Source organism: Streptomyces sp. NPDC037054, from assembly GCF_055606745.1.
Map to the genome: position 1 here is coordinate 155,279 of NZ_JBVJSJ010000010.1, position 13,858 is coordinate 169,136.

11 protein-coding genes are annotated in these 13,858 nt (G+C 70.3%); 9 read left to right on the forward strand and 2 right to left on the reverse strand.

All coding sequences use genetic code 11. The features are described 5' to 3' along the window. The first annotated feature begins 46 nt into the window (after positions 1–46). From secD to relA, 4 genes are all read left to right on the forward strand, one after another. A complete protein-coding gene (secD, locus tag ACZ7D7_RS23975; protein ID WP_470826840.1) occupies positions 47–1,852 on the forward strand; it encodes a protein translocase subunit SecD in 1,806 nt (601 codons plus the stop codon). A gap of 3 nt (positions 1,853–1,855) precedes the next feature. Beyond that, positions 1,856–2,986 carry a protein translocase subunit SecF gene (gene secF / locus ACZ7D7_RS23980; RefSeq protein WP_470826841.1) on the forward strand — a complete coding sequence of 377 codons (1,131 nt, stop codon included), beginning with the start codon at positions 1,856–1,858 and terminating at the stop codon, positions 2,984–2,986. Then, positions 2,983–3,522: an adenine phosphoribosyltransferase gene (locus ACZ7D7_RS23985; RefSeq protein ID WP_470826842.1), complete on the forward strand. Its 540-nt coding sequence runs from the start codon at positions 2,983–2,985 to the stop codon at positions 3,520–3,522. The genes secF and ACZ7D7_RS23985 overlap by 4 nt, the downstream gene beginning before the upstream one ends. 194 nt (positions 3,523–3,716) lie before the next feature. Next, positions 3,717–6,254, forward strand: a complete 2,538-nt coding sequence (gene relA / locus ACZ7D7_RS23990) for a GTP pyrophosphokinase (RefSeq protein WP_470826844.1) — start codon at positions 3,717–3,719, stop codon at positions 6,252–6,254. 81 nt (positions 6,255–6,335) lie between these two features. Here the strand turns inward: relA and ACZ7D7_RS23995 are convergent, their stop codons facing one another. Both ACZ7D7_RS23995 and ACZ7D7_RS24000 read right to left on the reverse strand, forming a co-directional pair. Beyond that, the gene (locus tag ACZ7D7_RS23995; protein WP_470826845.1) at positions 6,336–7,565 is read right to left on the reverse strand and encodes a DUF349 domain-containing protein; all 1,230 of its coding nucleotides are present in this window, start codon (positions 7,563–7,565) and stop codon (positions 6,336–6,338) included. Positions 7,566–7,703: 138 nt separating this feature from the next. After that, entirely contained in the window at positions 7,704–8,522 is an 819-nt protein-coding gene (locus tag ACZ7D7_RS24000; RefSeq protein ID WP_470826846.1) for a peptidylprolyl isomerase, read from the reverse strand. Positions 8,523–8,703: 181 nt separating this feature from the next. Here ACZ7D7_RS24000 and ACZ7D7_RS24005 point away from each other — a divergent pair, with 181 nt between their 5' ends. The 5 genes from ACZ7D7_RS24005 to rpsD all read left to right on the forward strand — a co-directional run bounded on the left by ACZ7D7_RS24005 (position 8,704) and on the right by rpsD (position 13,852). Next, a complete protein-coding gene (locus ACZ7D7_RS24005; protein ID WP_470826847.1) occupies positions 8,704–9,411 on the forward strand; it encodes an MBL fold metallo-hydrolase in 708 nt (235 codons plus the stop codon). Positions 9,412–9,424: 13 nt separating this feature from the next. After that, the gene (gene hisS / locus ACZ7D7_RS24010; protein WP_470826849.1) at positions 9,425–10,687 is read left to right on the forward strand and encodes a histidine--tRNA ligase; all 1,263 of its coding nucleotides are present in this window, start codon (positions 9,425–9,427) and stop codon (positions 10,685–10,687) included. Positions 10,688–10,870: 183 nt separating this feature from the next. Beyond that, positions 10,871–11,536 carry a vitamin K epoxide reductase family protein gene (locus ACZ7D7_RS24015; RefSeq protein ID WP_470826850.1) on the forward strand — a complete coding sequence of 222 codons (666 nt, stop codon included), beginning with the start codon at positions 10,871–10,873 and terminating at the stop codon, positions 11,534–11,536. A gap of 44 nt (positions 11,537–11,580) precedes the next feature. Then, positions 11,581–12,936, forward strand: a complete 1,356-nt coding sequence (locus ACZ7D7_RS24020) for a replication-associated recombination protein A (protein ID WP_470826851.1) — start codon at positions 11,581–11,583, stop codon at positions 12,934–12,936. A gap of 301 nt (positions 12,937–13,237) precedes the next feature. Further along, entirely contained in the window at positions 13,238–13,852 is a 615-nt protein-coding gene (gene rpsD, locus ACZ7D7_RS24025) for a 30S ribosomal protein S4 (RefSeq protein WP_029383113.1), read from the forward strand. The last annotated feature ends 6 nt before the right edge of the window (positions 13,853–13,858 follow it).

Genomic DNA, 13,858 nt, shown 5'->3' on the forward strand with positions numbered 1-13,858 from the left:
GCGCGCCCACCCGGCGTGAGAGCGGCCCGAGAGGGAGTACGAGAAGGTGGCAGCACCTAAAAAGGGCCGGAACGCGAGCGCCCAGAGCAAGCCGGGGCGCTCGCTGGCCCTGATTCTGATCGCCATCGTGGCGCTCACCGGTGGCATGTTCGCCTCCGGGCACACCACTCCGCGTCTCGGCATCGACCTGGCCGGCGGTACGAGCATCACGCTCCGGGCGGTTCCCGAGGCCGGCCAGGAGAACGCGATCAACAAGACCAACATGGACACGGCGGTCTCCATCATGGAGCGCCGGGTCAATGGTCTGGGTGTCTCGGAGGCCGAGGTCCAGACGCAGGGCGATCGCAACATCATCGTCAACATCCCCAAGGGCACCAACTCCAAGCAGGCCCGGGACCAGGTGGGCACCACCGCCAAGCTCTACTTCCGTCCGGTCGTCGCCACGGAGCTCGCGGGCGGCGCCGCCCAGCCCAGCCCGGCGCCCAGCGCGTCCGGCGGCGCGTCCGACAAGGACAAGGCCGGGGACAAGGCCACGGACAAGGGCGACGAGAAGGCGTCCTCCGCGCCCTCCGCCGGCAGCTCCGCCGCCCCGTCGGCGAGCGCCACGACGCAGGGCCGCCCCGCGAGCGACGCCCTGAAGGCGAGCCCCACCCCGTCCGCGTCCGCCTCCGCCTCCGGTGACGCCTCCCCGAGCGCCCCGCCGTCCGCCGGCGCGAGCGCGCCCGCGGGCGACGCCAAGCTCCAGGAGCAGTACGCGGCGCTCGACTGCACCAAGCCCGCCGTCCGCGCCAAGGCCGGCGACGGCGCGAAGCCCGAGGACTCCACGCTCGCCTGCGGCCAGAACGCGCAGGGCCAGTGGCAGAAGTACATCCTCGGCCCCGCCGAGGTCGACGGCACGGACGTCGACGACGCCCAGGCGGTCTTCAACACCCAGACCGGTGCCGGCTGGACCGTCACGATGGACTTCACGAACAAGGGCTCCAAGAAGTTCGCGTCCATCACCGGCAAGCTGGCCCAGAACCAGTCCCCGCAGAACCAGTTCGCCATCGTCCTGGACGGCGAGGTCGTCTCCGACCCGTACGTCAGCCAGGCCCTCACCGGCGGCAACGCGGAAATCTCCGGCAACTTCGACCAGGAGTCCGCGCAGAACCTCGCCAACATGCTGTCGTACGGCGCCCTGCCGCTGACCTTCCAGGAGGACAGCGTCACCACGGTGACCGCGGCGCTCGGCGGCGAGCAGCTGGAGGCCGGTCTGATCGCCGGCGCGATCGGCCTCGCGCTGGTCGTCATCTACCTGCTGGTCTACTACCGCGGCCTGTCGTTCATCGCCATCGCCTCGCTGCTGGTCTCCGCGGCCCTCACCTACGTGATCATGTCGCTGCTCGGCCCGGCCATCGGCTTCGCGCTGAACCTCCCCGCCGTGTGCGGCGCCATCGTCGCCATCGGCATCACCGCGGACTCGTTCATCGTGTACTTCGAACGCGTCCGCGACGAGATCCGCGAGGGCCGCACGCTGCGCCCCGCCGTCGAGCGCGCCTGGCCGCGTGCCCGACGCACCATCCTGGTCTCCGACTTCGTGTCGTTCCTCGCCGCCGCGGTGCTGTTCGTCGTCACCGTCGGCAAGGTCCAGGGCTTCGCGTTCACGCTCGGCCTGACCACCGTGCTCGACGTGGTCGTGGTGTTCCTCTTCACCAAGCCGCTGCTCACGCTGATGGCCCGCCGCCGGTTCTTCGCGAGCGGCCACAAGTGGTCCGGCCTCGACCCGAAGAGCCTGGGTGCCCAGCCTCCGCTGCGCCGCACCCGCCGTCCCATCCACTCCGCCGCCGGCCCCGTCGACCCGAAGGAGGCGTGAGCGATGTCGAAACTCGGCACCCTCGGCGCCCGACTGCACCGTGGCGAGATCGGCTACGACTTCGTCAAGAACCGCAAGATCTGGTACGGCATCTCCATCCTCATCACCATCACGGCCATCGTCGGCCTGGCGGTGCGCGGCCTGAACATGGGCATCGAGTTCCAGGGCGGAGCGGTCTTCACCACGCCCAAGAGCACGAGCGCCTCGGTGTCGCAGGTGGAGGAGTTCGCCGAAGAGGCGTCCGGCCACGACGCGATCGTGCAGCAGCTCGGCGACGGCAGCATGCGCATCCAGGTCGCCGGCATCGACACCGGCGCGGCCGACAAGATCAAGGACACGCTCGCCGACGACCTCGGGCTCGACGCCGAGCAGATCAACGCGGACCTCGTCGGCCCCAGTTGGGGTGACCAGATCGCCAACAAAGCCTGGCAGGGCCTCGGCATCTTCATGGTCCTCGTGGTGATCTACCTGGCGATCGCCTTCGAGTGGCGCATGGCGCTCGCCGCGTTCGTCGCGCTGATCCACGACATCACCATCACCGTCGGCATCTACGCCCTCGTGGGCTTCGAGGTCACACCGGGCACGGTGATCGGTCTGCTGACCATCCTCGGCTATTCGCTGTACGACACGGTCGTCGTCTTCGACAGCCTGAAGGAACAGACGAAGGACATCACCAAACAGACCCGCTGGACGTACAGCGAGATCGCCAACCGCTCGATCAACAGCACCTTGGTGCGGTCGATCAACACCACGGTCGTCGCGCTGCTGCCGGTGGCGGGCCTGCTGTTCATCGGCGGCGGTGTCCTCGGGGCCGGCATGCTCAACGACATCTCGCTGTCGCTGTTCGTCGGCCTCGCCGCCGGCGCGTACTCGTCGATCTTCATCGCCACGCCGCTCGTCGCCGACCTCAAGGAACTCGAGCCGCCGATGAAGGCGCTCAAGAAGCGCGTCCTCGCCAAGCGTGCCCAGGGCGGCGGCGAGCCCGAGGACGCCCACGCCGACGAGGCCTACGACGACGAGCCGGACGACGAGGACGTCGACGTGGACGACGGCGCCGCCGCTGTCGTCGGCCCGCGCAGCCGCTCCGCGTCCCGCGCCCGGGGCCGCGGCCGTCCCCAGGGGAAGCGCCGATGACGGACATCCAGGAGCTGCTCCTCAGCCGCATCCGGGACGTGCCGGACCACCCGGAGCCGGGCGTGATGTTCAAGGACATCACCCCGCTCCTGGCGGACCCGGCGGCGTTCACGGCGCTCACCGACGCGCTCGCGGAGATCGCCGAGCGCGCCGGCGCCACCAAGGTCGTCGGCCTGGAGGCCCGGGGCTTCATCCTGGGAGCCCCCGTCGCCGTCCGCGCCGGCCTCGGCTTCATCCCGGTGCGCAAGGCGGGCAAGCTCCCCGGAGCCACCCTCGCCCAGGCGTACGACCTGGAGTACGGCTCGGCCGAGATCGAGGTGCACGCCGAGGACCTGGGCGCCGACGACCGCGTCCTGGTCGTCGACGACGTCCTCGCCACCGGCGGCACCGCGGAGGCCTCGGTCCAGCTCATCCGCAGGGCGGGCGCCGAGGTCGCGGGCCTCGCCGTCCTCATGGAGCTCGGTTTCCTCGGCGGCCGCGCCCGCGTGGAACCGGCCCTCGCGGGCGCCCCGCTGGAGGCGCTGCTCACCGTGTAGAGCGCCGCTGACCAGGGCGGAAGCACCAGCACGACACCGCGGAGGCGGGCCCGGAGGAATCCGGCGCCCGCCCCTCGTGTTTCCCCGGTTGACAGGTCTCACAATGGCCTGAAGGGGATCCTCCGGCCCGGGATCGCTACCATGGGGTCTCCGGAGCCTGACCGGGGGACCCGGATCGTGCACGAGGAGCCCTCTTGCCAGACGAGGCCCAGCCCCTGACCGCCGCGAAGCCCGAGTCCGCCTCGGCCGCCGCGGCCAAGCCCGCGCCGAGCACGCCCCAGGCGAAGAACGACCCCAGCGGGCCGGTCCAGCACGCCCAGTCGGCGCCCGTGGACAAGCGGGCCGAGGAGTCAAGGCCCAAGCCGGCACCCTCCGAGGAGCGCCCCGCGCAGCCGCCCGTCGTCCGCGCCCCCACCGGCCAGCCCGCCCGCGCCGGCTCCTCCAACCGCGTGCGGGCCCGCCTCGCCCGCCTCGGCGTCCAGCGCGCCAACCCGTACAACCCGGTCCTGGAGCCCCTGCTGCGCATAGTCCGCAGCAACGACCCCAAGATCGAGACGGCCACGCTCCGCCAGATCGAGCGCGCCTACCAGGTCGCCGAGCGCTGGCACCGCGGCCAGAAGCGCAAGAGCGGCGACCCGTACATCACGCACCCCCTCGCCGTCACCACGATCCTCGCCGAACTGGGCATGGATCCGGCCACGCTGATGGCCGGACTGCTGCACGACACCGTCGAGGACACCGAGTACGGCCTGGAGGACCTGCGCCGCGACTTCGGCGACGTCGTCGCCCTGCTCGTGGACGGCGTCACCAAGCTCGACAAGGTCAAGTTCGGGGAGGCCGCGCAGGCCGAGACCGTCCGCAAGATGGTCGTCGCCATGGCCAAGGACCCGCGCGTCCTGGTCATCAAGCTCGCCGACCGCCTGCACAACATGCGCACCATGCGCTACCTCAAGCGCGAGAAGCAGGAGAAGAAGGCGCGCGAGACCCTGGAGATCTACGCGCCGCTCGCCCACCGCCTGGGCATGAACACCATCAAGTGGGAGCTGGAGGACCTCGCCTTCGCGATCCTCTACCCCAAGATGTACGACGAGATCGTCCGCCTCGTCGCCGAGCGCGCCCCCAAGCGCGACGAGTACCTCGCCATAGTGACCGACGAGGTGCAGCAGGACCTCAGGGCCGCCCGCATCAAGGCCACCGTCACGGGCCGCCCGAAGCACTACTACAGCGTCTACCAGAAGATGATCGTCCGCGGTCGTGACTTCGCGGAGATCTACGACCTGGTGGGCATCCGCGTCCTCGTGGACACCGTCCGCGACTGCTACGCGGCCCTCGGCACGGTGCACGCGCGATGGAACCCGGTCCCCGGCCGGTTCAAGGACTACATCGCGATGCCCAAGTTCAACATGTACCAGTCGCTGCACACGACGGTCATCGGCCCCGGCGGCAAGCCCGTCGAGCTCCAGATCCGCACGTTCGACATGCACCGCCGCGCCGAGTACGGCATCGCCGCGCACTGGAAGTACAAGCAGGAGGCCGTCGCCGGCGCCTCCAAGGTCCGCACCGACGCGCCCCGGTCCGGCAAGGACAAGGACGCCATCAACGACATGGCGTGGCTGCGGCAGCTGCTGGACTGGCAGAAGGAGACCGAGGACCCCGGCGAGTTCCTGGAGTCCCTGCGCTTCGACCTCTCCCGCAACGAGGTCTTCGTCTTCACACCGAAGGGCGACGTCATCGCCCTGCCCGCCGGGGCCACCCCGGTCGACTTCGCGTACGCCGTCCACACGGAGGTCGGCCACCGCACGATAGGAGCACGGGTCAACGGCCGCCTGGTGCCGCTGGAGTCCACGCTGGACAACGGCGACCTGGTGGAGGTCTTCACCTCCAAGGCGGCGGGCGCCGGCCCCTCCCGCGACTGGCTCGGCTTCGTCAAGTCGCCGCGCGCCCGCAACAAGATCCGCGCCTGGTTCTCCAAGGAGCGCCGCGACGAGGCGATCGAGCAGGGCAAGGACGCCATCGTCCGCGCGATGCGCAAGCAGAACCTGCCGATCCAGCGCATCCTCACCGGCGACTCCCTCGTCACGCTCGCGCACGAGATGCGCTACTCGGACATCTCCGCGCTGTACGCGGCGATCGGCGAGGGCCACGTCTCCGCGCAGAACATCGTGCAGAAGCTGGTGCAGGCCCTCGGCGGCGAGGAGGCCGCCACCGAGGAGATCGACGAGTCGGTCCCCCCGGCCCGCGGCCGCAGCCGCAAGCGCCGCTCCAGCTCCGACCCCGGCGTCATCGTCAAGGGCGTCGAGGACGTGTGGGTCAAGCTGGCCCGCTGCTGCACCCCGGTCCCCGGCGACCCCATCATCGGGTTCGTCACCCGCGGCAGCGGCGTCTCGGTGCACCGCAGCGACTGCGTCAACGTCGACTCGCTGTCCCGCGAACCCGAGCGCATCCTCGAAGTCGAGTGGGCGCCCACCCAGTCCTCGGTGTTCCTGGTGGCCATCCAGGTCGAGGCCCTGGACCGCTCCCGGCTGCTGTCGGACGTCACGCGCGTCCTGTCCGACCAGCACGTGAACATCCTGTCCGCGGCCGTCCAGACCTCCCGCGACCGCGTCGCCACCTCCCGCTTCACCTTCGAGATGGGCGACCCGAAGCACCTCGGTCACGTCCTGAAGGCGGTCAGGGGAGTGGAGGGCGTCTACGACGTGTACCGCGTGACGTCCGCGCGCAACAGGACGTAGCGCCGCCCACCCGCACGACGAAGGGGCTTCCCGTACCGCGTGGGTACGGGAAGCCCCTTCGTCACTGCCGGCCCGTGCGCGTCAGCCGCCGAACTCCTGGAGGCCCTTCAGGGCCTGGTCCAGGAGCGCCTGGCGGCCCTCCAGCTCACGCTCCAGCTTGTCGGCCTTCGCGGTGTTGCCCTGGGCGCGCGCCTGCTCGATCTGGCCCTTGAGCTTGTCCACCGCCGCCTGGAGCTGACCGGTCAGACCTTCGGCACGCGCGCGTGCCTCCGGGTTCGTCCGGCGCCACTCGGCCTCCTCGGCCTCCTGAATGGCCCGCTCCACGGCGTGCATCCGGCCCTCGACCTTCGGCCGCGCGTCGCGCGGCACGTGACCGATGGCCTCCCACCGCTCGTTGATCGAACGGAAGGCGGCACGGGCGGCCTTGAGGTCCGTGACGGGGAGGATCTTCTCGGCCTCCTGGGCCAGCTCCTCCTTGAGCTTCAGGTTCTCCGCCTGCTCCGCGTCCCGCTCGGCGAACACCGAGCTGCGGGCGGCGAAGAAGACGTCCTGAGCGCCGCGGAAGCGGTTCCACAGGTCGTCCTCGTGCTCGCGCTGGGCGCGGCCCGCGGCCTTCCACTCCGTCATCAGCTCCCGGTACCGGGCGGCCGTCGGCCCCCAGTCCGTCGAGCCCGACAGCGACTCCGCCTCGGCGACCAGCCGCTCCTTGATCCGGCGGGCCTCCTCGCGCTGCGCGTCCAGCTGCGCGAAGTGCTGCTTGCGCCGCTTGGAGAACGCCGAGCGCGCGTGCGAGAAGCGGTGCCACAGCTCGTCGTCGGACTTGCGGTCCAGCCGCGGCAGACCCTTCCAGGTGTCCACCAGCGCCCGCAGCCGCTCACCGGCTACCCGCCACTGGTCGGACTGCGCCAGCTCCTCCGCCTCGGCGACCAGCGCCTCCTTGGACCTGCGCGCCTCGTCGGACTGCTTCGCCCGCTGCGCCCTGCGCTCCTCGCGGCGCTTCTCCACCAGCTCCACGAGCTTGTCCAGCCGGACCCGCAGCGCGTCCAGGTCGCCGACGGCGTGATGCGCATCGACCTGCTCGCGCAGGTGGTCGATGGCGGCCATGGCGTCCTTCGACGACAGGTCGGTCGTCTTCACTCGCTTCTCGAGGAGGCCGATCTCGACAACCAGGCCCTCGTACTTGCGCTCGAAGTAGGCCAGCGCCTCCTCGGGGGAGCCTGCCTGCCAGGAACCGACGACCTGCTCGCCGTCGGCCGTACGCACGTACACGGTCCCCGTCTCGTCGACGCGGCCCCACGGGTCGCTGCTCACAGCGCCTCCTCCACATGATGCCGTCGAGGGGCCTGTCGAGCTCCCCCGGGCATCGTCCACAGTTTCGTCACGGCCAACATAGGCGACCGGCGGGGCGGCTGTCCGCATCCCGCGCGACCGAAATTTCGCAGTTCGGGGTCAGGATTTCGTGACGGTCGCCTTGTTGATGACCACCGTCGCGTTCGGTGCTCCGTCACCGGCTCCGGTGCTCTCGCCCGCCTTGGCGATCTTCTGCAGCACCTTCATGCCGGACTCGGAAACGGTACCGAACGGCGTGTAGCTGGGCGGCAACTTGCTGTCCTCGTAGACCAGGAAGAACTGGCTGCCCCCGGAGTTCTTCTGCCCCGTGTTGGCCATCGCGACCGTGCCCTTGGGGTAGGTGTTGCCCTTCAGGCTTTTGTCCTTCAGGTTCTCGTCCGGGATCGTGTAGCCGGGGCCGCCGGTGCCCTGGCCGGTCGGGTCGCCGCACTGCAGCACGTAGATGCCGTTGGTGGTGAGGCGGTGGCACTTCGTGTGGTCGAAGTAGCCCTTCCCGGCGAGGAAGCTGAACGAGTTGACCGTGTGCGGGGCCGCCGACGTCTTCAGGTCGATGTCTATGTCGCCGCAGGTCGTCGCGAGCTTCATCGTGTACTTCGCGGACTTGTCGATCGACATCGCAGGTTCCTTCTTCCAGGTCTGCGACTCGACCTTGCCCTCGGCGGGCTTCTCGCACGGGTCGGGTGCCTTGCTGGGCGCCGACGCGCTCGGGCTGACCTCCGCGTTCGCGTTGGCCTTGTCGTCACCCTTGAGCGCTCCGGTCGTGTACAGCGCGAGGCTGCCCACCACGGTCACGCCGAGGACCGACGCGATCACGGCGGTGCGCATGCGCGCCTTGCGCCGTGCGGACGTGCGCCGCTGCTGCTGCCGCAAGAACTTCTCCCGGGCGAGCTGACGCCGCCGCTGCTCCTGGCTGACCACCGGGTTCTCTCCTCATGCGTCTCGTGTGTCGTCCGGTACGCGTGCGTGCGGTGAGCCGACCGCCTGCGTGTGCCCCGTACCGTATATGGGTTCGCTGAGGAATCGGCAGCGCCGGTAGGCTCTGACCACGGGCGCAGCCCGAGCGCAACCCCACCCGAACCGACACAAACGAAGGACGATCGTGCTCATTGCCGGGTTCCCCGCCGGGGCCTGGGGGACGAACTGTTATCTCGTCGCCCCCGCCGCCGGTGAGGAGTGCGTGATCATCGACCCCGGCCACCAGGCCGCCCAGGGCGTCGAGGAGGCACTGAAGAAGCATCGGCTCAAGCCCGTCGCCGTCGTCCTCACCCACGGCCACATCGACCACGTGGCCTCGGTCGTCCCGGTGTGCGGCGCGCACGACGTGCCGGCCTGGATCCACCCCGAGGACCGCTACATGATGAGCGACCCCGAGAAGGCGCTCGGCCGTTCCATCGGGATGCCGCTGATGGGGGAGCTCACCGTGGGGGAACCCGACGACGTCAAGGAGCTGGCCGACGGCGCGAAGCTGGAGCTGGCGGGCCTGGAGTTCTCCGTCGCTCACGCGCCGGGCCATACCAAGGGGTCGGTGACCTTCGGGATGCCCGGGACGGCGGACATTCCGCCGGTGTTCTTCTCGGGCGACCTGCTGTTCGCCGGCTCCGTCGGACGCACCGACCTGCCCGGCGGTGACATGGCCGAGATGCTCGACTCGCTGGCCCGCGTGTGCCTGCCGCTCGACGACTCGACCGTGGTGCTGTCCGGCCACGGCCCCCAGACGACCATCGGCCAGGAGCGCGCCACCAACCCCTACCTGCGGCAGGTGGCGGCCGGCCAGGGAGCACCGCACGCTCCCCGACGAGGAATGTGACGAGAGACCTTCCGTGAGTACCTTCCAGGCCCCCAAGGGCACGTACGACCTGATCCCGCCGGACTCCGCCACGTACCTGGCGGTCCGCGAGGCGATCGCCGCCCCGCTGCGCAACTCCGGCTACGGCTACGTCGAGACGCCCGGCTTCGAGAACGTCGAGCTGTTCGCGCGCGGTGTCGGCGAGTCCACCGACATCGTCACCAAGGAGATGTACGCCTTCGAGACCAAGGGCGGCGACAAGCTCGCCCTGCGTCCGGAGGGCACGGCCTCCGTCCTGCGCGCCGCGCTGGAGGCCAACCTGCACAAGACCGGCAACCTCCCGGTCAAGCTCTGGTACTCGGGCTCCTACTACCGCTACGAGCGCCCGCAGAAGGGCCGTTACCGCCACTTCTCCCAGGTCGGCGCCGAGGCGATCGGCGCGGAGGACCCGGCGCTCGACGCCGAGCTGATCATCCTGGCCGACCAGGCGTACCGCTCGCTGGGCCTGCGCAACTTCCGCATCCTGCTCAACTCCCTGGGCGACAAGGAGTGCCGGCCGGTGTACCGCGCCGCGCTGCAGGACTTCCTGCGCGGCCTGGACCTCGACGAGGACACCCTGCGGCGTGCGGAGATCAACCCGCTGCGCGTGCTCGACGACAAGCGGGAGTCGGTCCAGAAGCAGCTGACCGGCGCGCCGCTGCTGCGCGACTACCTGTGCGACGCGTGCAAGGCGTACCACGAGGAGGTCCGCGAGCTGATCACCGCGGCGGGCGTCGCCTTCGAGGACGACCCGAAGCTGGTGCGCGGCCTGGACTACTACACGCGCACCACGTTCGAGTTCCTCCACGACGGCCTCGGCTCGCAGTCCGCGGTGGGCGGCGGCGGCCGCTACGACGGCCTGTCCGAGATGATCGGCGGCCCCGCGCTGCCGTCGGTGGGCTGGGCGCTCGGCGTCGACCGCACGGTCCTGGCGCTGGAGGCGGAGGGCGTCGAACTCGAACTCCCCGCCGCCACCAGCGTGTACGCGGTCGCCATCGGCGAGGACGCCCGCCGCCTGTTGTTCGCGAAGGTCACCGAGCTGCGCAAGAACGGCGTCGCGGCCGACTTCTGCTACGGCGGAAAGGGCCTCAAGGGCGCCATGAAGAACGCGAACCGCAGCGGCGCGCGCTACACGATCGTCGCCGGGGAACGCGACCTCGCCGAAGGCGTCGTCCAGCTCAAGGACATGGAGTCCGGCGAGCAGACGGCGGTCGGCGTCAACGAGATCGTCGCCGAACTCGAGTCCCGGCTCGGCTGACCGTCGGGACGAAGGCGCCGCGGGCCCGTGCGTACGGGTGTGCGGCGCCTTTCGCGTGCCTGTCCGAAACCGCGCCACCTTCGGTCCCCGCTTATGCGGAGTGAACGGTGCGCACACAGGACCGTGCGGCACAATGGCCCTGCCCGAAGCAGGTCCGAACTCGCGAGTGACGGAATCGGCGTGATGAGCAAGACGACAGTCAAGGACGTCTCCACCGAGCCCGAGCCGGAGCGCGCCCCGAGCGCGTCGCGCGCCTCGCGCGCGGAGGGCGGCAGCCGCGCCCTCGCCCTGCTGCTCGTGATCACCGGCGCGGCCGGACTGCTCGCCGCGTGGGTCATCACGCTCGACAAGTTCAAGCTGCTCGAGGCCAAGGTCGCGGGCGAGACGTTCACGCCCGGCTGCAGCCTCAACCCCGTCGTCTCCTGCGGCAGCGTCATGGAGAGCGACCAGGCCGCCGTCTTCGGCTTCCCCAACCCGATGCTCGGCCTCGTCGCCTACGGCATGGTCGTCTGCGTCGGCATGAGCCTGCTCGCCGGGGCCCGCTTCCCGCGCTGGTACTGGCTCACCTTCAACGCGGGCACCCTCTTCGGCACCGGCTTCTGCGCCTGGCTGATGTTCCAGTCCCTGTACCGGATCAACGCGCTGTGCCTGTGGTGCTGCCTCGCCTGGGTCGCCACGATCGTCATGTTCTGGTACGTGACCTCGTTCAACGTCCGCAAGGGCTTCCTGCCCGCCCCGGCCTGGCTGCGCGGCTTCTTCGGCGAGTTCACCTGGGTCATGCCCGTGCTGCACATCGGCATCATCGGCATGCTGGTCCTGACCCGCTGGTGGGACTTCTGGACGAGCTGACAGCGGACGACGCGTTGTCAGTGGGGTGATTTAGGGTTGCCGACGTGGAGCCCGACCTGTTCACCGCCGCAGCAGAAGAACGCCAGGAGAAGGACCCCGCGGGCAGCCCCCTCGCGGTCCGGATGCGCCCGCGCACCCTCGACGAGGTGGTGGGCCAGCAGCACCTGCTGAAGCCGGGCTCACCGCTGCGCCGCCTGGTCGGCGAGGGCGCCGCCGGCCCCGCCGGTCCCTCCTCGGTGATCCTCTGGGGCCCGCCCGGCACCGGCAAGACGACCCTGGCGTACGTCGTCTCGAAGGCCACCAACAAGCGCTTCGTGGAGCTGTCCGCGATCACCGCGGGCGTCAAGGAGGTCCGCGCGGTCATCGAGGGCGCCCGCCGCGCGGTCGGCGGCTTCGGCAAGGAGACCGTTCTCTTCCTCGACGAGATCCACCGCTTCAGCAAGGCCCAGCAGGACTCCCTCCTCCCGGCCGTCGAGAACCGCTGGGTCACGCTGATCGCCGCGACCACCGAGAACCCGTACTTCTCGGTGATCTCCCCGCTGCTCTCCCGCTCCCTGCTGCTCACCCTCGAACCCCTCACGGACGACGACCTCCGCGGCCTGCTCCGCCGGGCCCTCGCCGACGAGCGCGGCCTCAAGGACGCCGTCACCCTCCCCGAGGACACCGAGGACCACCTGCTGCGCATCGCCGGCGGCGACGCCCGCCGCGCCCTGACCGCTCTGGAGGCCGCCGCCGGGGCCGCCCTCGACAAGGGCGAGACGGAGATCGCGCTGAGCACCCTGGAGGAGACGGTCGACCGGGCGGCCGTGAAGTACGACCGCGACGGCGACCAGCACTACGACGTCGCCAGCGCCCTCATCAAGTCCATCCGAGGCTCCGACGTCGACGCCGCCCTGCACTACCTGGCCCGCATGATCGAGGCGGGGGAGGACCCCCGCTTCATCGCGCGCCGCCTGATGATCTCCGCCAGCGAGGACATCGGCCTCGCCGACCCGAACGCGCTGCCCACCGCGGTCGCCGCCGCCCAGGCCGTCGCCATGATCGGCTTCCCCGAGGCCGCCCTCACCCTCAGCCACGCCACGATCGCCCTCGCCCTGGCCCCCAAGTCCAACGCCGCGACCACCGCCATCGGCGCCGCCCTCGAAGACGTCCGCAAGGGCCTCGCCGGCCCCGTCCCGCCCCACCTGCGCGACGGGCACTACAAGGGCGCCGCGAAACTGGGCCACGCGCAGGGGTACGTCTACCCGCACGACCTGCCCGAGGGCATCGCCGAACAGCAGTACGCGCCGGACGCCCTCAAGGACCGCCAGTACTACGAACCCACCCGGCACGGCGCCGAGGCGCGCTACGCGGACGCGGTCGAGTGGACCAGGAAGCACCTCGGTCGGAAGCGGTCCTGACCACCCTGTAGACTTGCCCGAAGTGCTGCGTCCCGTGTCCGGCTCCGGTCGGCGCCTCAGGCGGGACATCCAGCCGGATCTTTCGATCCAGGAGCGTCGCGCACCGTCGTAGGTGTCGCGGGCAGCCCACCACCACCCGGAGTCCCGGGACCGGTCGGTGGGCCGTTCGTGTGCTGCACGTATGTGCCCAGCCAGGGAAACGGCTGCCCGACTCGTCCCCCGCGGACCCGTCGGGAATCCCCCGGCTGCGGATGCGACCTCCCGTAACCCTGAGGCAGCCGAATTGAGAAAAGGAACAGAAGTGGCGAACCAGTCCCGCCCCAAGGTCAAGAAGTCGCGTGCCCTCGGCATCGCGCTGACCCCGAAGGCCGTCAAGTACTTCGAGGCCCGCCCCTACCCGCCGGGCGAGCACGGCCGCGGCCGCAAGCAGAACTCGGACTACAAGGTCCGTCTGCTCGAGAAGCAGCGTCTGCGCGCCCAGTACGACATCTCCGAGCGTCAGCTGGTCCGCGCCTACGAGCGTGCGTCCAAGGTCCAGGGCAAGACCGGTGAGGCCCTGATCGTGGAGCTGGAGAAGCGCCTCGACGCGCTGGTCCTGCGTTCGGGCATCGCCCGCACGATCTACCAGGCCCGCCAGATGGTCGTCCACGGCCACATCCAGGTCAACGGCAAGAAGGTCGACAAGCCGTCCTTCGTCGTCCGTCCCGACGATGTCGTCCAGGTCCGCGACCGCAGCAAGGAGAAGACCCTCTTCACGATCGCCCGTGAAGGCGGCTTCGCCCCCGACGGCGAGACCCCGCGCTACCTCCAGGTGAACCTCAAGGCCCTGGCGTTCCGCCTGGACCGCGAGCCGAACCGCAAGGAGATCCCGGTGATCTGCGACGAGCAGCTCGTCGTCGAGTACTACGCCCGCTGATCCTGC

What these genes read in the sequence shown, in the direction of transcription:
- ACZ7D7_RS23985 (WP_470826842.1), top strand. Translation starts at nt 2,983, where the DNA reads ATGACGGACATCCAGGAGCTGCTCCTCAGCCGCATCCGGGACGTGCCG.
- ACZ7D7_RS24015 (WP_470826850.1), top strand. Translation starts at nt 10,871, where the DNA reads ATGAGCAAGACGACAGTCAAGGACGTCTCCACCGAGCCCGAGCCGGAG.
- secF (WP_470826841.1), top strand. Translation starts at nt 1,856, where the DNA reads ATGTCGAAACTCGGCACCCTCGGCGCCCGACTGCACCGTGGCGAGATC.